The organism is Pseudomonas sp. CFBP 13727 (genome assembly GCF_014841915.1).
In the GTDB taxonomy this organism is placed as follows: Bacteria; Pseudomonadota; Gammaproteobacteria; order Pseudomonadales; family Pseudomonadaceae; genus Aquipseudomonas; species Aquipseudomonas baltica.
Window position 1 is genome coordinate 389,205 of sequence record NZ_JACYUT010000004.1, and the last position, 20,898, is coordinate 410,102.

Annotated in this window: 16 protein-coding genes; 14 read left to right on the top strand and 2 right to left on the bottom strand. The window is 62.8% G+C overall.

What is annotated here, in order from left to right; translation table 11 throughout:
• Positions 1-210 precede the first annotated feature (210 nt).
• From rnr to IFT76_RS15095, 8 genes are all read left to right on the top strand, one after another.
• Positions 211-2,856 (top strand): ribonuclease R, encoded by a 2,646-nt coding sequence (gene rnr, locus IFT76_RS15060; protein ID WP_192059073.1) that lies wholly within the window; start codon positions 211-213, stop codon positions 2,854-2,856.
• On the top strand, positions 2,853-3,602 hold the full coding sequence (gene rlmB / locus IFT76_RS15065) for a 23S rRNA (guanosine(2251)-2'-O)-methyltransferase RlmB (protein WP_192059075.1): 750 nt from the start codon (positions 2,853-2,855) through the stop codon (positions 3,600-3,602). Before rnr ends, rlmB begins: the two co-directional genes overlap by 4 nt.
• A 248-nt stretch (positions 3,603-3,850) precedes the next feature.
• A complete protein-coding gene (gene rpsF, locus IFT76_RS15070; RefSeq protein WP_122480362.1) occupies positions 3,851-4,276 on the top strand; it encodes a 30S ribosomal protein S6 in 426 nt (141 codons plus the stop codon).
• Positions 4,277-4,304: 28 nt separating this feature from the next.
• Positions 4,305-4,535, top strand: coding sequence for a 30S ribosomal protein S18 (gene rpsR / locus IFT76_RS15075; protein WP_008368574.1), 231 nt, complete (start codon positions 4,305-4,307; stop codon positions 4,533-4,535).
• A gap of 38 nt (positions 4,536-4,573) precedes the next feature.
• On the top strand, positions 4,574-5,470 hold the full coding sequence (locus IFT76_RS15080; protein ID WP_122480361.1) for a hypothetical protein: 897 nt from the start codon (positions 4,574-4,576) through the stop codon (positions 5,468-5,470).
• Between the two features lie 21 nt (positions 5,471-5,491).
• Positions 5,492-5,938, top strand: a complete 447-nt coding sequence (gene rplI / locus IFT76_RS15085) for a 50S ribosomal protein L9 (RefSeq protein WP_122480360.1) — start codon at positions 5,492-5,494, stop codon at positions 5,936-5,938.
• A gap of 114 nt (positions 5,939-6,052) precedes the next feature.
• Positions 6,053-7,450, top strand: coding sequence for a replicative DNA helicase (gene dnaB, locus IFT76_RS15090; RefSeq protein WP_122480359.1), 1,398 nt, complete (start codon positions 6,053-6,055; stop codon positions 7,448-7,450).
• 234 nt (positions 7,451-7,684) lie between these two features.
• Entirely contained in the window at positions 7,685-9,988 is a 2,304-nt protein-coding gene (locus tag IFT76_RS15095) for a YgiQ family radical SAM protein (RefSeq protein WP_122480358.1), read from the top strand.
• Positions 9,989-10,018: 30 nt separating this feature from the next.
• Here IFT76_RS15095 and IFT76_RS15100 read toward each other — a convergent pair whose 3' ends face one another.
• On the bottom strand, positions 10,019-10,255 hold the full coding sequence (locus IFT76_RS15100) for a hypothetical protein (RefSeq protein WP_122480357.1): 237 nt from the start codon (positions 10,253-10,255) through the stop codon (positions 10,019-10,021).
• Between the two features lie 228 nt (positions 10,256-10,483).
• On the opposite strand from IFT76_RS15100, the gene IFT76_RS15105 reads away from it, so the two are divergent.
• The 4 genes from IFT76_RS15105 to azu all read left to right on the top strand — a co-directional run bounded on the left by IFT76_RS15105 (position 10,484) and on the right by azu (position 16,872).
• On the top strand, positions 10,484-12,868 hold the full coding sequence (locus IFT76_RS15105) for a transglutaminase family protein (protein WP_192059077.1): 2,385 nt from the start codon (positions 10,484-10,486) through the stop codon (positions 12,866-12,868).
• Positions 12,869-12,940: 72 nt separating this feature from the next.
• Positions 12,941-15,427: a circularly permuted type 2 ATP-grasp protein gene (locus IFT76_RS15110; protein ID WP_192059079.1), complete on the top strand. Its 2,487-nt coding sequence runs from the start codon at positions 12,941-12,943 to the stop codon at positions 15,425-15,427.
• Entirely contained in the window at positions 15,427-16,317 is an 891-nt protein-coding gene (locus tag IFT76_RS15115) for a transglutaminase family protein (RefSeq protein WP_122480354.1), read from the top strand. Before IFT76_RS15110 ends, IFT76_RS15115 begins: the two co-directional genes overlap by 1 nt.
• A 105-nt stretch (positions 16,318-16,422) precedes the next feature.
• Positions 16,423-16,872 (top strand): azurin, encoded by a 450-nt coding sequence (gene azu / locus IFT76_RS15120; protein WP_122480353.1) that lies wholly within the window; start codon positions 16,423-16,425, stop codon positions 16,870-16,872.
• 132 nt (positions 16,873-17,004) lie between these two features.
• Here the strand turns inward: azu and pncB are convergent, their stop codons facing one another.
• On the bottom strand, positions 17,005-18,204 hold the full coding sequence (pncB, locus tag IFT76_RS15125) for a nicotinate phosphoribosyltransferase (protein WP_185795302.1): 1,200 nt from the start codon (positions 18,202-18,204) through the stop codon (positions 17,005-17,007).
• A 496-nt stretch (positions 18,205-18,700) separates the two neighbouring features.
• Here pncB and IFT76_RS15130 point away from each other — a divergent pair, with 496 nt between their 5' ends.
• Positions 18,701-19,837, top strand: a complete 1,137-nt coding sequence (locus tag IFT76_RS15130) for a branched-chain amino acid ABC transporter substrate-binding protein (RefSeq protein WP_122480351.1) — start codon at positions 18,701-18,703, stop codon at positions 19,835-19,837.
• A gap of 144 nt (positions 19,838-19,981) precedes the next feature.
• Positions 19,982-20,896 carry an ABC transporter permease subunit gene (locus tag IFT76_RS15135; protein ID WP_122480658.1) on the top strand — a complete coding sequence of 305 codons (915 nt, stop codon included), beginning with the start codon at positions 19,982-19,984 and terminating at the stop codon, positions 20,894-20,896.
• Positions 20,897-20,898: the final 2 nt, after the last annotated feature.

Sequence of the window (20,898 nt, forward strand, 5' to 3'; positions counted from 1 at the left end):
TGCGTTGTCGATGGCGCGCACTATACGGAGCGCCCTTTACGCTGTAAACCCCTGTGGCGAGAAAAATCGACTAAAATTCCCCAGTGGCGTCCCGGACACTGTTTTCGACCTCGGGGCAGGGCTTTTAACTGGCAGGCAGCGCCTGAAATTTCCCGTTTCAATACGCGTATGCCAAACTAACGCCTATATAGACAAGGTGAATTCTCTCTAATGGCCGATTGGCAGACCCTCGATCCCGAGGCCGCTCGTGAAGCGGAAAAATACGAAAACCCCATTCCCAGCCGTGAGCTGATCCTCAAGCACCTCGACGAGCGCGGCTCTCCCGCCAGCCGCGAGCAGCTGGTGGACGAGTTCGGCCTCACCACCGAGGACCAGCTGGAAGCCCTGCGCCGCCGCTTGCGTGCCATGGAGCGCGATGCGCAACTGATCTACACCCGTCGCGGCACCTATGCCCCGGTCGACAAGCTCGACCTGATCGCCGGCCGCATCAGCGGTCACCGCGATGGCTTCGGCTTCCTGATCCCCGACGACGGCAGCGACGACCTGTTCATGAGCCCGGCGCAGATGCGTCTGGTGTTCGATGGCGACCGTGCCCTGGCACGGGTTTCCGGCCTCGACCGTCGCGGTCGTCGCGAAGGCGTGATCGTCGAAGTGGTGTCGCGTGCCCATGAAACCATCGTTGGCCGCTACTTCGAAGAAGGCGGCATTGGTTTCGTGACACCGGACAACCCCAAGGTGCAGCAGGAAGTGCTGATCACCCCCGGTCGCCATGGCGCCGCGAAGATCGGCCAGTTCGTCGGGGTGAAGATCACCCACTGGCCAACCGCGCGCTTCCAGCCTCAGGGTGACATCGTCGAGGTGCTGGGCAACTACATGGCGCCCGGCATGGAAATCGACGTCGCCCTGCGCACCTACGACATTCCTCATGTATGGCCCGAAGCCGTGCTCAAGGAGGCCGCCAAGCTCAAGCCGCAGGTGGAAGACAAGGACAAGGAGAAGCGCATCGACCTGCGCCATCTGCCGTTCGTGACCATCGACGGCGAAGACGCGCGCGACTTCGACGATGCCGTCTATTGCGAAGCCAAGAGCAAGCTGCGCCTGTTCAACGGCGGCTGGACCTTGTACGTCGCCATTGCCGACGTGTCCAGCTACGTGAAGCTTGGCTCGGCGCTCGATACCGAAGCTCAGGTACGTGGCAACTCGGTGTACTTCCCCGAGCGCGTGATTCCGATGCTGCCCGAGCAGCTGTCCAACGGCCTGTGTTCGCTGAACCCCCATGTCGACCGCTTGGCCATGGTCTGCGAGATGACCATCTCCAAGACCGGCGAGATGACCGACTACAGCTTCTACGAAGCCGTGATCCACTCCCATGCGCGCCTGACCTACAACAAGGTCAGTACCCTGCTCGAGCATTCGCGCAGCAGCGAAGCCAAGGCCCTGCGTGGCGAGTTCGGCGATGTGCTGCCGCATCTCAAGCAGCTGTATGCCCTGTACAAGGTGCTGCTGTCGGCGCGTCACGTGCGTGGTGCCATCGACTTCGAAACCCAGGAGACGCGCATCGTCTTCGGTTCCGAGCGCAAGATCGCCGAGATCAAGCCGACCATCCGCAACGATGCCCACAAGCTGATCGAGGAATGCATGCTGGCGGCCAACGTGGCCACTGCCGAATTCCTCAAGAAACACGAAATCCCGGCTCTGTATCGCGTCCACGACGGTCCGCCGCCGGAGCGTCTGGAAAAGCTGCGTGCTTTCCTCGGCGAGCTTGGCCTATCGCTGAACAAGGGCAAGGACGGTCCGTCGCCCAAGGATTACCGTGCACTGCTGGAAACCATCCAGAGTCGCCCGGATTTCCACGTGATCCAGACCGTCATGCTGCGCTCGTTGAGCCAGGCGGTGTACAGCGCCGACAACCATGGTCACTTCGGCCTGAACTACGAGGCGTACACCCACTTCACCTCGCCGATCCGTCGCTACCCCGACCTGCTCACGCACCGGGCAATCCGCAGCGTGATCCACTCCAAGCAGGACACCCCGCACGTCAAGCGAGCCGGTGCCCCGACCATTCCCAAGGCGCGCATCTATCCGTACGACGAAGCGGCGCTGGAACAGTTGGGCGAAGAGTGTTCGATGAGCGAGCGCCGTGCCGACGAAGCCACCCGTGACGTGGTCAATTGGCTCAAGTGCGAGTTCATGAAGGACCGCGTGGGCGAAACCTTCCCTGGCGTGATCACCGCCGTGACCGGTTTCGGCCTGTTCGTCGAACTGACCGATATCTTCGTCGAAGGCCTGGTGCACGTCACCGCGCTGCCGGGCGACTACTACCATTTCGACCCGATCCACCATCGCCTGGCCGGCGAGCGCACCGGGCGCAATTTCCGCCTTGGCGACACGGTCGAGGTGCAGGTCATGCGGGTCGACCTGGACGAGCGCAAGATCGATTTCGGTATCGGCGAAGCAACGCTGAACCAGCCGATCGGGCGCAAGAACCGCAAGGCCGACGCGCCGGCCGGCAAGCCCAAGAGCTACCCGACCACGCCGGCGGTCGAAAAGACCGCCGCCGAGAAGCCGGCCGCCGCTGCCGCCAAGCGCAGCGCTGCCCCGAGCAAGGCGCGCAAGGCCGACAGCGACGAGGTCTATCGGGCATCCGATGCCGCCGCGCAGAACGCCGAGGTGCGCAAGAGCCGTGAAATGAAGAAGGCCCTGCTTGCCGATGCCGCCAAGGGCGGCTCGGCCAAGGCTTCCGGCAGCCGCAACGGCGGTACTGGCAGCACGGGCGCCGGAGGCGATGCCAAGGCGACCAAGCACCGCAAGGGTCCATCGAAATCGGGCAGCCGCAAACCCAAGGCCAAGTCATGAGTCAGCTGGAAAAAATCTACGGCGTGCACGCGGTGGAGGCGCTGTTGCGCCATCATCCCAAACGGGTCAAGCAGATCTGGCTGTCCGAGGGGCGCAGTGAGCCGCGGGTACAGACCCTGGTCGACCTCGCCACGCAGAATCGTGTGGCGGTTGGCCAGGCCGAGCGGCGTGAGCTGGATGCCTGGGTCGAAGGCGTGCACCAAGGGGTAGTGGCGGAGGTCAGCCCGAGCCAGGTGTGGGGCGAGGCGATGCTCGACGAGCTGCTGGATCGCACCGAGGGCCCGCCGTTGCTGCTGGTTCTGGATGGCGTGACCGATCCGCACAATCTGGGTGCCTGCCTGCGTACCGCCGATGCGGCCGGTGCGCTGGCGGTGATCGTGCCCAAGGACAAATCGGCCACCCTCACTCCTGCCGTGCGCAAGGTGGCGTGTGGCGCAGCGGAAGTGATTCCGCTGGTGGCCGTGACCAACCTGGCCCGTACCCTGGAAAAACTCCAGCAGCGTGGCCTGTGGGTCGTGGGTACCGCCGGCGAGGCGGAAAACGAGATCTACCAGCAGGACATGACCGGGCCCACCATCCTGATCATGGGCGCCGAAGGCAAGGGCATGCGTCGCCTGACCCGCGAGCACTGCGACTACCTGGTCAAGCTGCCGATGGCGGGCAGCGTGAGCAGCCTGAACGTGTCGGTGGCGACCGGGATCTGTCTGTTCGAAGCGGTTCGTCAGCGTAACGCCAAGAAGAAATGATCCGCCTTGGCCAACCCCTTCGCGAGCCCTCTGCCCGCGAAGGGGTTGGCCGCGACACCGCCATCGCTGTACAAATATTCACCAATCCCCTTGCTTCCCCCCAACCCCTTCTCTACAATTGCGCCCCTTGCCGTGATGGCTGGTGCACTCGTGCGCCTCTATCCAAAAGCCACAAGGCAAGACACACAGTGTCATTCACTCCTTGTCTGACCGCTCTGGCGGCAGGCTACAACCCGTAAGGAGCATTCATGCGTCATTACGAAATCATCTTTCTGGTCCACCCGGATCAGAGCGAGCAAGTCGGCGGCATGGTTGAGCGTTACACCAAGCTGATCGAAGAAGACGGCGGCAAGATCCACCGTCTGGAAGATTGGGGCCGTCGTCAACTGGCCTACGCCATCAACAACGTTCACAAGGCTCACTACGTGATGCTGAACGTTGAGTGCACCGGCAAGGCCCTGGCCGAGCTGGAAGACAACTTCCGCTACAACGATGCCGTGATCCGTAACCTTGTCATCCGTCGCGACGAAGCCGTCACCGACCAGTCCGAGATGCTCAAGGCAGAAGAAAACCGCAGCGAGCGCCGTGAGCGTCGTGACCGTCCTGAGCACTCTGACAGCGCCGATGGCGATGACAGCGACAACAGCGACGCCAGCGATAACGCTGACGAGTAATCCACGGACCTTTTGAGGAGCCCATTACATGGCACGTTTCTTCCGTCGTCGTAAATTTTGCCGCTTCACCGCTGAAGATGTGAAGGAGATCGATTACAAGGATCTCAACACTCTGAAAGCCTACGTATCCGAAACCGGCAAGATCGTTCCAAGCCGTATCACCGGTACCAAGGCTCGTTATCAGCGTCAGCTGGCCGTCGCTATCAAGCGCGCCCGCTTCCTGGCCCTGCTGGCCTACACCGACAGCCACGGCCGCTGAGACCGGGTTGTCGATACGCAGTAAAAGGATAGATACGCATGCGTGCCCTGGCTGATTTCATCATGCGCGGTCGCATGCAGGCCACTCTGGTAGTGGTCGGATGCGCGGCATTGCCGCTGTTGTTCTGGTTGAGTGCTGCCGCAGCGTGCCTGGTGTACCTGCGGCGCGGCATGAGTGACGCCATTGGCGTCCTCATCTGGGCTCTGCTGCCGGCTTTGGCCTGGTGGTACTTCGGTGAACCGCGCACCTTGATGGTGTTGCTGGGCGCACTGGGGCTCGCGGCGCTGTTGCGCGCGGGGTGGGCCTGGAATCGCGTGCTGCTGGCCAGCATAGCGCTGGGGCTGGTGTACGGAGTGTTGTTGGGCGTGGTGTTTCGCGAACCCATCGAAGCGTTGGCGCAGGCGTTGAACGAACGCCTGCCGCAGATGCTCGGTGGTCTCTACCAGCAGATGTCGGTAGAGGAGCGGGCCAGCCTTGGCAGCCTCATTGCGCCGGTACTCAATGGCCTGATAGCGGCCTTGTTGCAAGTCGTCAGCGTGGCAGCCCTGATGCTGGGGCGTTACTGGCAGGCGGCGTTGTACAACCCGGGTGGTTTTGGCAGCGAGTTTCGCGCCATTCGCATTCCACTCTGGCCGGCGGTATTGCTGCTGGCGTGCATGCTCATCGGTCCGAACTTCGGACCTCAGATGGCCATGTTGACGCCGCTGTGCAGCGTACCGCTGGTGTTCGCCGGGCTGGCCCTGATGCATGGGCTGGTCAAGGCGGGCAAGCTGGGCAGGTTCTGGCTCGTGGGGATGTACGTCACGCTCGTGCTGTTCATGCAGCTGATCTATCCGTTGCTCGTGGTCCTGGCCATTGTCGACAGCCTGATTGATTTTCGCGGTCGAATCGGGCCGAAAGGCACCGATAGCGATTCCGCGAACGGTGAAGGTTAAAAGTTAAGAGGTTTATACCAAATGGAACTGATCCTGCTGGAAAAAGTCGCCAACCTGGGCAACCTGGGCGATAAGGTAAATGTTAAGGCCGGCTACGGTCGTAACTTCCTGCTGCCATTCGGCAAGGCTACCGCTGCGACCGCTGCCAACCTGGCTGCGTTCGAAGAGCGTCGCGCCGAGCTGGAAAAAGCAGCTGCCGACAAGAAGGCTTCGGCCGAAACGCGTGCTGCCCAACTGGCCGAGCTGGAAGTGACCATCACTGCCACCGCTGGCGACGAAGGCAAGCTGTTCGGTTCGATCGGCACTCACGACATCGCTGACGCCCTGACCGCCTCCGGCGTCGAAGTGGCCAAGTCTGAAGTGCGTCTGCCGAACGGCACCATCCGTAACGTTGGCGAATACGACGTAGCCGTGCACCTGCACAGCGACGTTGAAGCTACCGTACGCGTTGTCGTAGTAGCTGCATAAGTCGGCTGGCACCTCTGGTGCCAGGCGGTTTAACATCGGGCACGACCTGTTCACAGGTCGTGCCCTTTGTTTTTGTGAAGAAGCTGTTTTCTGCAACCCGAATTTCAAGTGGCCATGAACGAGATATCCGCTCCCGAGCAATACGATCTGCAAACCGCTGCCCTCAAGGTGCCGCCGCATTCCGTCGAGGCCGAACAGGCCGTGCTCGGTGGGTTGATGCTGGACAACAACGCCTGGGAACGTGTGCTCGATCAGGTTTCGGACGGCGATTTCTATCGTCATGACCACCGGCTGATCTTCCGCGCCATCGCCAAGCTGGCCGATCAGAACACGCCTTTCGACGTGGTCACCCTGCACGAACAGCTCGACAAGGAAGGCCAGGGCACTCAGGTCGGTGGCCTGGGTTACCTGGGCGAGCTGGCGAAGAACACCCCGTCGGTGGCCAACATCAAGGCCTACGCGCAGATAGTCCGCGAGCGTGCCACCCTGCGCCAGTTGATCAGCATCAGCAGCGAGATCGCCGACAGTGCGTTCAATCCGCAGGGGCGCAATGCTGCCGAGATTCTCGACGAGGCCGAACGGCAGATTTTCCAGATCGCCGAGGCGCGGCCCAAGACCGGTGGCCCGGTCAGTGTCAACGACCTGCTGACCAAGGCCATCGATCGCATCGACACCCTGTTCAATACCGATGCGGCCATCACCGGCCTGTCCACCGGCTACACCGATCTGGACGAGAAGACCAGCGGCCTGCAGCCGGCCGACCTGATCATCGTCGCCGGCCGTCCGTCCATGGGCAAGACCACCTTTGCCATGAACCTGGTGGAAAACGCCGTGCTGCGCAGCGAGAAAGCCGTGCTGGTGTACTCGCTGGAGATGCCAGGCGATTCGCTGATCATGCGTATGCTTTCCTCGCTGGGACGTATCGATCAGACCAAGGTGCGCTCGGGCCGGCTGGATGACGACGATTGGCCGCGCCTGACCTCGGCGGTCAACCTGCTCAACGATCGCAAGCTGTTCATCGACGATACGGCCGGAATCAGTCCGTCGGAGATGCGTGCGCGTACGCGTCGCCTGGTGCGCGAGCACGGCGAGATCGGCCTGATCATGATCGACTACCTGCAGTTGATGCAGATCCCCGGTTCCAGCGGCGACAACCGTACCAACGAGATCTCCGAGATCTCTCGCTCGCTGAAGGCGCTGGCCAAGGAGTTCAATTGCCCGGTGGTGGCGCTGTCGCAGCTCAACCGCTCGCTCGAGCAGCGCCCGAACAAGCGCCCGGTGAACTCCGACCTGCGAGAGTCCGGCGCCATCGAGCAGGATGCCGACGTGATCATGTTCGTCTATCGCGACGAGGTGTATCACCCGGACACCGAGCACAAGGGCATTGCCGAGATCATCATCGGCAAGCAGCGTAACGGTCCGATCGGTTTCATCCGCCTGGCCTTCATCGGCAAGTACACCCGCTTCGAGAACCTCGCTCCGGGTAGCTACAACTTCGACGACGACGAGTAAACGCGCTGTTCGGATTTCCCGTAGGAGCGGTCCATGGCCGCGAATGAGCGGTGCGGTTGGGTCAGGTACACCGCGTTGGGGCTTTCGCGGCCGCTGACCGCTCCTACAGCAGGGATCCAGGTTCAATGAGCTCTGCCGGCGGAAAATTCACCAGCCATTTCCGACTAAAGCCATCGGAATTGGTTATTTTTTGTGCTATATTCCGCGCCCGCGATTTTTCATACGGTCATCGACATGCAAGCAGCCAAGCCGCTTTTTGACTATCCCAAATACTGGGCCGAATGCTTCGGCCCAGCGCCTTTCCTGCCTATGAGCAGGGAGGAGATGGATCAGCTTGGCTGGGATTCCTGCGACATCATCATCGTCACCGGTGATGCCTATGTCGACCATCCGTCGTTCGGCATGGCCATCATCGGCCGGCTTTTGGAAGCCCAGGGGTTTCGCGTGGGCATCATTGCCCAGCCGAACTGGCAGTCCAAGGATGACTTCATGAAGCTGGGCGAGCCGAACCTGTTCTTCGGTGTCGCGGCCGGCAACATGGACTCGATGATCAACCGCTACACCGCCGACAAGAAGGTGCGTTCCGACGACGCCTACACGCCCGGCGGCCAGGCCGGCTCGCGGCCAGACCGCGCCAGCCTGGTGTACAGCCAGCGATGCAAGGAAGCCTACAAGCATGTGCCGATCGTGCTGGGCGGCATCGAAGCATCGCTGCGCCGCATCGCGCACTACGACTACTGGCAGGACAAGGTTCGTCATTCGATCCTGATCGACGCCTGCGCCGATATCCTGCTGTACGGCAACGCCGAGCGCGCCATCGTCGAAGTGGCCCAGCGCCTGTCGTACGGTCAGAAGGTCGAAGAGATCACTGACATTCGCGGCACCGCGTTCATTCGCCGCGATACGCCCAAGGACTGGTACGAGGTCGACTCGACCCGTATCGACCGGCCGGGCAAGGTCGACAAGATCATCAACCCGTACGTCAACACCCAGGACACCCAGGCCTGCGCCATCGAGCAGGAGAAGGGCAACGTCGAAGACCCGAACGAAGCCAAGGTCGTGCAGATCCTGGCCAGCCCGCGGATGACGCGGGACAAGACGGTGATTCGCCTGCCTTCCTTCGAGAAGGTGCGCGGCGATGCCGTGCTGTACGCCCACGCCAACCGCGTGCTGCACCTGGAAACCAACCCAGGCAATGCCCGTGCTTTGGTGCAGCGGCATGGCGAAGTGGACGTGTGGTTCAACCCGCCGCCCATTCCCATGACCACCGAGGAAATGGACTACGTGTTCGGCATGCCCTATGCCCGGGTTCCGCACCCGGCGTACGGCAACCAGAAAATCCCGGCCTACGACATGATTCGCTTCTCGGTGAACATCATGCGCGGCTGTTTCGGTGGCTGCACCTTCTGCTCGATCACCGAGCACGAGGGGCGGATCATCCAGAACCGTTCCGAAGAGTCGATCATTCGCGAGATCGAAGAGATCCGCGACAAGGTGCCGGGTTTTACCGGAGTGATTTCCGACCTTGGCGGGCCGACCGCCAACATGTACCGCATCGCCTGCAAGAGCCCGGAAATCGAATCCGCGTGCCGCAAGCCGTCGTGCGTGTTCCCGGGGATCTGCCCGAACCTCAACACCGACCACTCTTCGCTGATCCAGCTGTACCGCAGCGCGCGAGCACTGCCGGGCGTGAAGAAGATCCTCATTGCCTCGGGCCTGCGCTACGACCTGGCGGTGGAGTCCCCCGAGTACGTCAAGGAGCTGGTGACGCACCACGTCGGCGGCTACCTCAAGATCGCCCCGGAGCATACCGAGGAAGGTCCGCTGAATCAGATGATGAAGCCGGGTATCGGCTCGTACGACAAATTCAAGCGCATGTTCGAGAAGTTCTCGAAAGAAGCGGGCAAGGAGCAGTACCTGATCCCGTACTTCATCGCCGCCCACCCCGGCACCACCGATGAAGACATGATGAACCTGGCGCTTTGGCTCAAGGGCAACGGTTTCCGTGCCGACCAGGTGCAGGCGTTCTACCCCTCGCCGATGGCTTCGGCCACCGCGATGTACCACTCGGGCAAGAACCCGCTGCGCAAGGTCACCTACAAGAGCGACAACCTGACCATCGTCAAGAGCGAGGAACAGCGTCGCCTGCACAAGGCATTCCTGCGCTATCACGATCCCAAGGGCTGGCCGATGCTGCGCGAGGCACTGGAACGCATGGGCCGTGCCGACCTGATCGGTCCGGGGAAAAACCAGCTGATTCCGTTGCATCAGCCGGCTACCGACACCTATCAGAGTGCTCGACGCAAGAATTCCACCCCGGCCGGCAGCCACAAGGTAGCCAAGGAAACCCGCATCCTGACCCAGCATACCGGCTTGCCGCCGCGTGCCAGCGATGGTTCCAAGCCGTGGGACAAGCGCGAGCAGGCCAAGGCTGCCGCCGAGGCGCGCAGCAAGCAGGCTGCCAAGGATCGCCAGCAGGCTGCCAAGCCCGGCAAGGGCAAGGGCAAGCCGACCCGCCAGCCGGTCCTGCCGCGCTGATGCACGTTGCGCTGCCGTGAGCGCGATGGCTTACGGCTCGGTGTGACCGTCAGGCACGGTGTCGGTCGACTTCGGCTGCGCTCGTCGCGGTGGGCGTGCGGCGATGGCGTCGTGGGCTGGGTTGTCGGTCGTGTCCAGCACTCCGTCTCTGGTCGCACTGCGGATGGCGTCGATCAATGCCTGGGTGGGGCGCAACGACGTCTTGCGCTGTCTTGAAGTCTGCGCGGTGAGCAGGGCTTGCGCAGCGGTGTCTTGGTCGGTTGGCATGGGGATATCTCCTGATTGAATGAGCGCCCACATTAAGGTGAGCGCCTCCTGCCTGGGCAATACAGGTTTATCGCACCACGATGCGCCCAATGTATGCGACGCTGGCACACGCCGAACGAGGGCAACCGTTCGATCGGATGTCCCGCTTCGCAGTGCAGTGGCTGAACCCTCCACATGGCATAAGTCTTGCGCCGTGCACTTACCTTCCAGGCTCGCAGGAGGCACGCCGTGTCGATTCATGTCGCACTGAACCATGTCACCCATTATCGCTACGACCGCGCCGTCGATGTCGGCCCTCAAGTGGTGCGCCTGCGCCCCGCGCCGCACAGCCGCACGCGGGTGCTTTCCTATGCCTTGAAAGTGTCGCCAGCGCAGCACTTCATCAATTGGCAGCAGGACCCACAGGGCAACTACCTGGCCCGCCTGGTGTTTCCGGAGAAGGCCACCGAGCTGCGCATCGAAGTGGACCTGGTTGCCGAGATCGCGGTGTTCAATCCCTTCGATTTCTTTCTCGAACCGCATGCGCAGCAGATTCCCTTCGCATACACCGACGAAGAGCAGCATGAGCTGGCCCCCTACCTGGAAACCCTGGCCCTGACGCCCAGGTTTCAAGCGTACCTGGACGGCATCGACCGTACGCCGATCCCCAGTATCGATTTCCTGGTCAGGCTGAACCAGCAACTCAGCCAGGACATTCGCTACCTGCTGCGCATGGAGCCGGGCGTGCAGACGCCCGAGCACACGCTGCTCACCGGTGCCGGTTCGTGCCGCGATTCCGCCTGGCTGCTGGTGCAGCTGATGCGCCGGCTGGGGATTGCCGCGCGCTTCGTCTCCGGCTATCTGATCCAATTGGTCGCCGATGAGCAGGCCCTCGACGGTCCGTCCGGTACCGATGTCGATTTCACCGACCTGCATGCCTGGTGCGAGGTGTATTTGCCGGGCGCTGGCTGGATTGGTCTGGACGCCACGTCCGGGCTGTTTGCCGGGGAGGGCCACATTCCCCTGGCGTGCAGTCCCGAACCTTCTTCGGCGGCGCCGATCAGTGGCCGGGTGGAGCCCTGTGAGGTGACGTTTTCCCACCGGATGTCGGTGCAGCGTATCTGGCAGACGCCACGCGTCACCTGGCCGTTGAGCGAAGAGCAATGGGCGGACATGCAGGCCCTGGGGCAGCGGGTCGATGCCGATCTGCGCGCAGAGGACGTGCGCCTGGGCATCGGCAGCGAGCCGACGTTCGTGGCCATGGATGGCGCCGATGCCGCAACGTGGGAAGCTCGAAGCGACGCACCTGCCAGTGGTTTCAAGGCTACGTCGATGCCAGGGGTGTTCAAGGTCGACGTGCCGCCATCCACCAGTTGGGCGCAGTCGGTCCAGGGTGTGGATGAGCTGTACGAGCAGGCCCGGCAGCGTCGCCTGGAGGCCCAGCGGTTCATGATCGACGGTCGGCAGACCGGCACCGGCGCGGGTAATCCGTTGCTGCTGGGTGGGACGACGGCGGCGGATTCGCCGTTTCTGCGCCGGCCCGACCTGCTGCGCAGTCTGATCGGCTATTGGCATGATCATCCGGCGCTGTCGTATCTGTTCAGTGGCACTGCCTGGCCGACCCCGCGGGTCGACGAAACGCGCGGCGATGCGGTGTACGAACTCGAGATCGCTCTGGCGCAATTGCCCGTTCCCGGCGTGCCGTGCCCAACAGGGCTGATCGACCGTGTGCTGCGCCATCTATTGGTGGATATGACCGGTAACCCTACCGGCGCGCAGTTCTGCATTGCCCGTCTGGACGGTGACGGACCAGGGGAGCGCGCGGGGCTGCTGCGCCTGCAGGGCATGGAAATGCCACCCCATGGGCGCATGAACCTGGCTCTGCAACTGTTGCTGCGCAGCCTGGTGGCGCGCTTCTGGCGCAAGCCCTACGCACCGGCCAGGCTGACCCGCTGGGGGACACAGCTGCACGACCGCTTCATGCTGCCGTACTTCATCGAGCGCGATTTCGCCGAGGTGATCGACGATCTGAATGCACACGGCTATGCCGTGGATGCCGGATGGTTTGCCGCACAACGGGCGTTTCGCTTCCCCACCATGGGCGACTGCGTTGTAGAGGGAATTGCCGTGGAGCTGCGCCATGCCCTGGAGCCTGGCCCCGGCCGAGGCAGTGCCAGTGGCGCGCCGCAGTCGCCGGACGCATCACTGGAGCGCCTGCAGGTGCGCGTCAATGGGTTGCTGGCCGATCGTTACCGGCTGGCTGTCAATGGCCAGCCCCTGCCGCTGACCGCGACCGGTCGTGCCGGCGAGTTCGTTGCGGGAGTGCGCTACCGTGCCTGGCAGGCCGATCACGGCGATGACGTCGCCGGCCAGGCGCATGTGCCGCTGACCTTCGACATCGTCGACACCTGGACGCAGCGCTCGCTGGGTGGGTGCCAGTACCATGCGGTGCACCCCGGCGGGCGCAGCTACGACAGCCCACCGGTGAATGCCAACGAAGCCGAAAGCCGGCGTCTGGCGCGGTTCTTTCGGATCGGCCACAGTCCCGGCAGGCTGGTACTGCCAGCGCTCAAGGTGGACGATGACTTGCCGATGACCCTGGACATGCGCCGCGTTCCTCAAGGCGGGGTGTGAGCCATGGACGGTATCCGCGCACCGTGCAGGCTGCGATAATCGTTCTTCTCAACGCTGCCCCCGAGCTTCGCCATGTCTGACCTGCTCGATCGTTACTCGCTGTCCGGCGGGTCCTATCATGAAATGCTCGAACCCGATGGCGGCGTGCGCCCGCACTGGCGGCGCCTGTTCGAGCATCTGCAACGCAGTGCGCCAGGCCAGTTGTCGCAGCGCCAGGCGTCGCTGACACGGCAGATCCAGGAAAACGGCGTCACCTACAACGTCTATGCCGACCCCAAGGGGGCCGATCGGCCGTGGGAACTGGACCTGCTGCCGCACATCATTCCTGCTCACGAATGGCGCCAGGTCGCGGCGGGTATTGCCCAGCGGGCACGCTTGCTCAACGCCGTGCTGGCCGATATCTATGGCCCGCAAACGCTGATTGCCCAAGGGCTGCTGCCCGCCGAGCTGATCTTCGGGCACAACAACTACCTGTGGCCGTGCCAGGGCATGCAGCCGCCGCAAGGCACGTTCCTGCACCTGTATGCGGCGGACCTGGCGCGCACGCCCGATGGACGCTGGTGGGTCACCGCCGACCGGACCCAGGCGCCCTCCGGCGCAGGCTATGCGCTGGAAAACCGCATGGGCCTGTTGCGGACCTTTCCCGAGCTGTACCGCGACTTGAAAGTCGAGCACATGGCCGGCTTTTTTCGCACCGTGCAGGACACCATGAGCCGACTGGCAGCCAGCGCCAACGAGGCGCCGCTGGTGGTGCTGTTGACGCCTGGGCGGTTCAACGAAAGTTATTTCGAGCATCTGTACCTGGCACGTCAGCTCGGCTATCCGCTGGTCGAGGGCAGTGACCTGACCGTGCGCGAGGCGACCGTCTACCTGAAGACCTTGAGCGGTCTGCGCCGGGTGCACGCGATCATGCGTCGCCTGGACGACGATTTCTGCGACCCCCTGGAGTTGCGTACCGACTCTGCCCTGGGCGTGCCCGGCCTGCTCGACGCCGTGCGCCAGGGCAATGTGATGGTGGCCAATGCCTTGGGCAGCGGCGTGCTCGAATCGCCCGGGCTGCTGGGTTTTCTGCCGCGCATCTGTGAGCATCTGTTCGGCGAAACCTTGATCCTGCCGTCAATCGCCACCTGGTGGTGCGGCGAGCCGCCGGTGCTGGCCCAGGCCCTCGAGCGGCTGGACGAGCTGGTGATCAAGCCGGCCTTCCCGTCGCAGAACTTCGGCCCGGTGTTCGGTCGGGATCTGGACGCCGCCCAGCGTCAGGCACTGACCGAACGCATTCAGGCCCGGCCCTATGCCTATGTCGCTCAGGAAATGGCGCAGCTGTCCCTGGCGCCGGTGTGGCATGGCCACGGCAACCACCTGCAACCCAGAGCGATCGGCATGCGCGTGTTTGCGGTCGCCGCCGCCGACGGTTACCGAGTGTTGCCCGGCGGCTTGACCCGAGTGGCCACGGACGCCGATGCCGAAGTGGTGTCGATGCAGCACGGCGGCGCCAGCAAGGACACTTGGGTGTTGGGCGAGCACGCTCCGGTCGGCGAGCAGTGGCGGGCGCAGCGGAGCATCGGGGTCCATGACCTGGTGCGCATGGACCCCTACCTGCCTTCGCGGGTGGTGGAGAACCTGTTCTGGTTCGGCCGTTACTGCGAGCGTTGCGACGGCAGCGCACGACTGCTGCGGATCATTCTCGGCCGCTATCTGGACGGCGACGATCCTCAGGCGCTGCAGGCCGCTGTCGATCTGGCCGAGAGCCTGCACCTGTTGCCCGAGGAGGGCGACCTGCGCGAGCGCCTGCTGATGGCCCTGCGCGGTGAGGATTGGGCGTTCAGCCTGCGTGCCAACCTGCAGCGTCTGCAATGGGCGGCGTTTCAGGTACGCGGCAAGCTGTCGCGAGAGAACTGGCAGGCGTTGGGCGAACTGCAGCGCGAGTCACTGGTGCTCGAAGTCGACGTGCCGGACCTGGGCGAGCTGCTCGACTTCCTCAATCGACTGGTGATGAACCTGGCTGCACTGTCCGGTTTTGCGCTCGACGACATGACCCGCGATGAAGGCTGGCGTTTTCTGATGATCGGGCGACGCATCGAACGCCTGCAGTTTCTCAGCAATGGTCTGTCGGCGTTTCTGGCAAGCGATGCGCTGGACGAACAGGCTGGCCTTGACTGGCTGCTCGAGTTGGGCAACAGCAGCATCACCTATCGCTCGCGCTATCTGGCCGTGCCGCAGTTGATTCCGGTGCTGGACCTGCTGTTGCTCGACGCCCAGAACCCCCATGCCGTGTTGTTCCAGCTCAAGCTGGTGGCGCGGGCTGTACGCCGCCTGAGCGATGAATTCGACCTGCCGGTGGATCGCGCCCTGGAGCCACTGATCGAGCGCGTGGCGCGCTTCGATCTGGGTACCCTGGAAAACGCGCTGTTCGGTGAAGCCAGCGTGCGCGCCGTGCTCGACGGCCTGCGCAGCCTGCTGGAGGATATCGCCAGTGTCAGCGTGCAGGTATCGGACCGCCTGGCGTTGCGCCATTTCGTCCATGTCGACGATGTCAGCCAGCAAACGGTGTCGGTGTGATGAGTGCGCATTACCAGATCGTTCACGACACCCGTTACTGCTACGACAGCCCAGTGTCGCTGGCCAAGCAGCTGGCGCACCTGTGGCCGAGGCCTTGCGCCTGGCAGGTGTGCCATGAGCGCGCACTGCAGATCAGCCCCGAACCGACCCGGCGTACCGATGAGCTCGATGTGTTCGGCAATCCACTGACGCGGCTGGCGTTCGAGCGCCCCCACGATGAACTCAAGGTTGGCGCGCGCCTGCATGTCGAGGTGCTGCCACGAGCGCCGGTCGTGCTTGCCCTGTCGCCGGCCTGGGAGTCGACCCGCGATGCCCTGTGCTATAGCGGCCGGCCAGTCGCCGCGCAGGTGCTGCAAGCCTGTCGCTACCGCTTCGAATCCCCCTACGTGCGCCTGAAGAAAAGCTTCGTGGCGTTTTCCGCCAGTTGCTTTCCGTCCGGCAGGCCGATGCTGCAGGGTGCCCAGGCCTTGATGCAGAAGATCTTCAGCGAGTTCACGTTCGATGCCATGGCTACCCAGGTGGCGACGCCGCTGGTCGAGGTGTTGGAGAACCGTCGGGGCGTCTGCCAGGACTTCGCCCACCTGATGCTGGCCTGCCTGCGCTCGCGCGGTTTGGCGGCACGCTACGTCAGCGGCTACCTGTTGACCCAGCCACCCCCAGGGCAGCCGCGAATGATCGGCGCGGATGCGTCGCATGCCTGGGTGTCGGTGTTCTGCCCGGTGCTGGGATGGGTCGATTTCGACCCCACCAACAACGTTCAACCGGGGCTGGAACACATCACCCTGGCATGGGGGCGTGATTTCAGCGACGTGTCGCCCTTGCGCGGAGTGATTCTGGGCGGTGGTGGGCACGATCCCGAGGTGCGCGTGACCGTTCTGCCGATGGTTTGAGCCGAATGTTTACAGCGAATGTCTGACTGCTGGCAGAGTGCTGCAGCCTGCGGCCAATCGTGAAATGATTGCCGCCGTAGCCATTTCCCCTGCCTGGAGACTCACATGTTTGCAAAAGCTGTAGCGGTATCGGTGCTTGCCCTGGCCAGCGGTCAGTTGCTGGCGGCCGAGTGCTCGACCACCGTCGATTCGACCGACCAGATGACCTTCGGCAGCAAGGCTATCGAGATCAGCAAGAGCTGCAAGACGTTCACGGTCAACCTGACCCACTCCGGCAGCCTGCCCAAGGAAGTCATGGGCCACAACTGGGTCCTGAGCAAGGAAGACGATGCCCGCGGCATCGCGATGGACGGCATGAGTGCCGGCATCGACAACAGCTACCTGAAGAAAGGCGACGAGCGCGTGATTGCGTACACCAAGGTCATCGGCGCCGGGGAGAAGGATTCGGTGTCGTTCGACGTGTCGAAACTGTCGGCAGACCAGAAGTACCTGTTCTTCTGCTCGTTCCCGGGTCACCTGGCCATGATGAAGGGGGCGGTGACCCTGGTCGATTGAGTGTTCGCTTCGACCACGTAGGAGCGGTCATCGGCCGCGAAGCAGGCGACGCGGTATGCCTGATTCACCGCGTTGACCTTTTCGCGGCCACGGACCGCTCCTACAGGACGTCCGCCATTGCGTGTACTGGCTTCAAGTAGGCACCTTGAACACGTGGCGCAGGTAGGCGACGAAATTGGGGTCACGGCATTGGGTCTTGGCGGCTTCGTCGGAAATCTTCGCCACCGGTTGGCCGTTGCAGTCGGTCATCTTCAGCACGATGTTCATGGGTTCCACGCCTGGAATGTCGCAGGTCAGGTTGGTGCCGATGCCGAAGCTCACATTGATGCGCCCGCGCAGTGCGCGAAATATCTGCAGGGACTTGGGCAGGTCCAGCCCATCGGAAAACACCAGGGTCTTGGTCATCGGATCGATGCCCAGCTTGCGGTAGTGGGCGATGGCCTTTTCCGCCCAGACTACCGGGTCACCCGAGTCGTGGCGCAAGCCATCGAAGAGCTTGGCGAAGTACAGGTCGAAATCCCCCAGAAACGCATCCATGGTGATGCAGTCGGTGAGCGCGATGCCAAGCAGGCCACGGTACTCGCGCACCCAGCAATCGAGTGCGGCGATCTGGCTGTCGATCAAGCGCGGCCCCAGTTGCTGGTGAGCCATGATCCACTCATGGGCCATGGTGCCCAGCGGCTTGAGATCCAGCTGACGGGCCAGGTGCATGTTGCTGGTGCCGACGAAGCGCCCCGGAAACTCGTGCTTGAGCACCGTGACCACTTCCTCCTGCACCTTGTAGGAAAAGCGTCGACGAGTGCCGAAGTCGGCCACCTGCAATTCGGCCAGCTCTTCGCTGCTGGCATTGGCCTGCAGCCATTCGAACTTGCGGTAGAGTTTTTCCCGCGGCTGGCTGAGCAGCACATCGGGATAGCGAATGCGATTGCGTACCTCGCTGACCGTGGCCAGCAGTGGCACTTCGAACAGGATCACATGCAGCCACGGCCCGCGCAGGCGAATGAACAGCTGGTCGTTCTCGATGCCGATGCTCAGGTAGCGCAGGTTGAAGCGAAACAGACCTAGGAAGCGCAGGAAGTCGGGCTTCATGAAATTGATGCCTTCCAGAAAGCTCAGCTGGTCCGGGCCCAGACTCAATTCGGAGAGCTGCTCGAGCTGTTCGCGAATGTCGTTCAGGTAGGGCCGCAGGTCTTCGCCGTTGCGACAACGAAACTCCCACTCGACATCTACGTTGGGGTAGTTGTGCAGTACAGCCTGCATCATGCTCAACTTGTAAAGATCGGTGTCGAGCAGGTTTTGCACGATGCGATCGGCGAATACGCTCTCGCTCATCAGGGTCTCCAGAACCGCGTGCCTCATTTGGAACGGCGGTGGCGCACAGTAGGGGCACATTCTGCCAGCTTTTTGGAGTGCGGGTGGATGTGACGTGCCTTCCCCTGCGCGACCCGTGCCAGTGCCCTGCGCAGGCCCGCGAAGAGAGACGCGAAGTGGCCTGCACCCGGCACTGCAGGAGGATCCTGTGGTGCGCGGTGTAGCGGTTATGCACCGACAGTGTGCACTTCGGTTACGTCGGCGGTTACAGCGTGGTTGCCCACGGGCGCTGCGTGGGGTTGCAACGATGGCGCATACGGGTTGTACCCGCACTCTTTGCGGGTTCCACCATTCCCGTGCCAGACGGTTGCACGACCTGTAGAAAATGGTTCCGGCGCAGTGAAGTGCTCCTGAAAATGAAAACTGCGCAAGTTGGACAAATGCGCTGGCACGGCCCTTGCTCTGAGCAATGCGCTGAAGCTGTAGTGCCAACCAAAAAAATTCAGGAGCACCACTCATGTCGCAGACGTTCTACAGGAAAGGTTTTCTGGCTCTCGCAGTGGCAGCTGCGCTGGGCGCTTCGTCGATTGTTCAAGCCGACATCAAGATCGGCGTAGCAGGGCCGATGACCGGTGCCAACGCATCGTTCGGTCAGCAGTACATGAAGGGTGCACAGGCGGCAGCCGATGCCATCAACAAGGCCGGCGGCGTGAATGGGGAAAAGATCGTCCTGGTTGCCGGTGATGACGCCTGCGAGCCGAAGCAGGCCGTGGCCGTCGCCAACCGGCTGGCCGATCAGGACAAGGTCGCAGGGGTGGTGGGGCACTTCTGTTCCTCGTCCACCGTTCCGGCATCCGAGGTGTATGCAGACGCCGGCGTGCTGATGATCACCCCCGGCTCGACCAACCCGACCGTGACCGAACGTGGCCTGCCGGCGGTATTCCGCATGTGCGGTCGCGACGACCAGCAGGGCATCGTGGCCGGCGACTACATCGTCGACGTGCTCAAGGGCAAGAAAGTCGCAGTGATCAACGACAAGGACACCTACGGCAAGGGCCTGGCCGACGCCACCTCGGCACAGCTGACCAAGCGCGGTGTGAAGCCGGTGCTGGAAGAAGGCCTGACCCGCGGCGAGAAAGACTTCAGCGCCCTGGTCACCAAGATCCGCTCCACCGGCGCCGATGTGGTGTATTTCGGCGGCCTGCACCCCGAAGCCGGGCCACTGGTTCGGCAGATGCGCGAACAGGGCCTCAAGGACGTCAAGTTCATGTCCGACGACGGCATCGTCACCGACGAACTGGTCACCACCGCTGGCGGTGCGCAATACGTCGACGGCGTGTACATGACCTTCGGCGCCGATCCGCGCATGCTGCCCGACAGCAAGGCGGTGGTTGAGGAGTTCCGCAAGTCCGGCTACGAGCCAGAGGGCTACACTCTGTACGCCTACGCTTCGTTGCAGGCCTTGGCTGCAGGCTTCAACGGCGCCAAGTCGAACAAGGGCGAAGAGGCTGCCAAATGGCTGAAGGCCAACCCGGTCAAGACCGTCATGGGCGAGAAGGCCTGGGACTCCAAGGGTGACCTGAAAGTGTCCGACTACGTGGTCTACCAGTGGAACGCCGAGGGCAAGTACAAGCAGTTGGAACAGCAGAAGTAGGACGTTTGCACTGGCGCATGCCAGTCCGGGCCGCCCTTGGGATGGCCCACGTTTCCCTCAATACCGCCTGACGGGTGGCGGGCGGGCCGAGGCCTGCCCGCACCTTGCGCGGTGCGCGGTTCCAGACGTTCGTGAGAGTGCATGATGGACGGTATCTTCCTGCAACAAATGATCAACGGCCTGACCCTGGGGTCGGTGTACGGCTTGATCGCCATTGGCTACACCATGGTCTATGGCATCATCGGCATGATCAACTTTGCCCACGGCGACGTTTACATGATCAGCGCCTACCTGGCCGCCATAGGCCTGGCCGTGCTGTCGTTCTTCGGCCTCGAATCCTTTCCGTTCCTGATCCTCGGCACATTGGTGTTCACCATCGTGGTGACCGGTGTGTACGGCTTCGTGATCGAGCGCGTGGCCTACAAGCCGCTGCGCAACTCGACCCGGCTGGCGCCGCTGATCAGCGCCATCGGCATATCGCTGATCCTGCAGAACTACGCGCAGATCAGCCAGGGCGCTCGCCAGCAAGGCGTCCCGACCCTGCTCGAAGGGGCCTGGCGCCTTGAAGTGGGCACCGGTTTCGTGCAGATCACCTACACCAAGATCTTCATCCTCATTGCCGCCTTCGTGGGCATGGGCGTGCTGACCTACATCATCAAGTTCACCAAACTTGGGCGCATGTGCCGCGCCACCCAGCAGGATCGCAAGATGGCCTCGATCCTGGGCATCAACACCGACCGGGTCATTTCCTATGTGTTCATCATCGGCGCGGCCATGGCGGCGCTGGCCGGCGTGTTGATTACCATGAACTACGGCACGTTCGACTTCTACGCCGGGTTCATCATCGGCATCAAGGCGTTCACCGCAGCGGTACTGGGCGGCATCGGCTCATTGCCCGGCGCCATGCTCGGTGGCCTGATACTGGGGGTTGCCGAATCGCAGTTCTCCGGCTTGATCAACTCCGACTACAAGGATGTGTTCAGCTTCGGCCTGTTGGTGCTGATTCTGATCTTCCGTCCCCAAGGCCTGCTGGGTCGCCCACTCGTGGCGAAGGTATAAGT

Bases quoted from the DNA above. Each gene is read 5' to 3' on its own strand.
- IFT76_RS15135 (WP_122480658.1), top strand. From the start codon at position 19,982: ATGGACGGTATCTTCCTGCAACAAATGATCAACGGCCTGACCCTGGGG.
- IFT76_RS15115 (WP_122480354.1), top strand. From the start codon at position 15,427: ATGAGTGCGCATTACCAGATCGTTCACGACACCCGTTACTGCTACGAC.
- IFT76_RS15100 (WP_122480357.1), bottom strand. From the start codon at position 10,255: ATGCCAACCGACCAAGACACCGCTGCGCAAGCCCTGCTCACCGCGCAG.
- IFT76_RS15130 (WP_122480351.1), top strand. From the start codon at position 18,701: ATGTCGCAGACGTTCTACAGGAAAGGTTTTCTGGCTCTCGCAGTGGCA.
- IFT76_RS15095 (WP_122480358.1), top strand. From the start codon at position 7,685: ATGCAAGCAGCCAAGCCGCTTTTTGACTATCCCAAATACTGGGCCGAA.
- rlmB (WP_192059075.1), top strand. From the start codon at position 2,853: ATGAGTCAGCTGGAAAAAATCTACGGCGTGCACGCGGTGGAGGCGCTG.
- rpsR (WP_008368574.1), top strand. From the start codon at position 4,305: ATGGCACGTTTCTTCCGTCGTCGTAAATTTTGCCGCTTCACCGCTGAA.
- azu (WP_122480353.1), top strand. From the start codon at position 16,423: ATGTTTGCAAAAGCTGTAGCGGTATCGGTGCTTGCCCTGGCCAGCGGT.
- rplI (WP_122480360.1), top strand. From the start codon at position 5,492: ATGGAACTGATCCTGCTGGAAAAAGTCGCCAACCTGGGCAACCTGGGC.
- rnr (WP_192059073.1), top strand. From the start codon at position 211: ATGGCCGATTGGCAGACCCTCGATCCCGAGGCCGCTCGTGAAGCGGAA.
- dnaB (WP_122480359.1), top strand. From the start codon at position 6,053: ATGAACGAGATATCCGCTCCCGAGCAATACGATCTGCAAACCGCTGCC.
- IFT76_RS15080 (WP_122480361.1), top strand. From the start codon at position 4,574: ATGCGTGCCCTGGCTGATTTCATCATGCGCGGTCGCATGCAGGCCACT.
- rpsF (WP_122480362.1), top strand. From the start codon at position 3,851: ATGCGTCATTACGAAATCATCTTTCTGGTCCACCCGGATCAGAGCGAG.
- pncB (WP_185795302.1), bottom strand. From the start codon at position 18,204: ATGAGCGAGAGCGTATTCGCCGATCGCATCGTGCAAAACCTGCTCGAC.
- IFT76_RS15110 (WP_192059079.1), top strand. From the start codon at position 12,941: ATGTCTGACCTGCTCGATCGTTACTCGCTGTCCGGCGGGTCCTATCAT.